This is a genomic window from Anoxybacillus ayderensis (assembly GCF_000833605.1).
In the GTDB taxonomy this organism is placed as follows: domain Bacteria; phylum Bacillota; class Bacilli; order Bacillales; family Anoxybacillaceae; genus Anoxybacillus; species Anoxybacillus ayderensis.
In genome coordinates, this window is record NZ_JXTG01000054.1 from 1 (window position 1) to 967 (window position 967).

At 52.9% G+C, this 967-nt stretch carries 2 rRNA genes; both read right to left on the reverse strand.

Annotated features, from left to right (window positions below):
* Positions 1-561 (reverse strand): 23S ribosomal RNA (locus tag JV16_RS14830); the annotation flags it as partial.
* A 195-nt stretch (positions 562-756) separates the two neighbouring features.
* Positions 757-967, reverse strand: a 16S ribosomal RNA gene (locus tag JV16_RS14835); the annotation flags it as partial.

Here is a 967-nt window from a genome sequence, read left to right on the forward strand (position 1 = left end):
GTTTCAGGTTCTCTTTCACTCCCCTCCCGGGGTGCTTTTCACCTTTCCCTCACGGTACTGGTTCACTATCGGTCACTAGGGAGTATTTAGCCTTGGGAGATGGTCCTCCCTGCTTCCGACGGGATTCCTCGTGTCCCGCCGTACTCAGGATCCACTCAGGAGGGAACGAAGTTTCGACTACAGGGCTGTTACCTCCTCTGGCGGGCCTTTCCAGCCCGCTTCATCTACTCCGTTCCTTTGTCACTCCGTATTGAGTGTCCTACAACCCCAAGAGGCAAGCCTCTTGGTTTGGGCTGTTCCCGTTTCGCTCGCCGCTACTCAGGGAATCGCTTTTGCTTTCTTCTCCTCCGGGTACTTAGATGTTTCAGTTCCCCGGGTATGCCCTCCATACGCTATGGATTTACGTATGGATACTGTCCCATTACGGACAGTGGGTTTCCCCATTCGGAAATCTCCGGATCAACGCTTACTTACAGCTCCCCGAAGCATATCGGTGTTTGTCCCGTCCTTCATCGGCTCCTAGTGCCAAGGCATCCACCGTGCGCCCTTTCTAACTTAACTAAACACACTTTTCAGCCTGTTATCTAGTTTTCAAAGAACATGGCTTCTTCTTGAAGCTACATCTTCGCTGCCATGCGCCGAGGAATCTGTCTTCCTCGAAGCCACTTGTAGACGCAGGCGCGAGTTGAGGGATATTCCCTCAAAACTAAACGAAGCGAAAAAGCGTTTTTTCATCATATCAATGATATCCCTTAGAAAGGAGGTGATCCAGCCGCACCTTCCGATACGGCTACCTTGTTACGACTTCACCCCAATCATTTGCCCCACCTTCGGCGGCTGGCTCCCGTAAGGGTTACCTCACCGACTTCGGGTGTTGCAAACTCTCGTGGTGTGACGGGCGGTGTGTACAAGGCCCGGGAACGTATTCACCGCGGCATGCTGATCCGCGATTACTAGCGATTCCGGC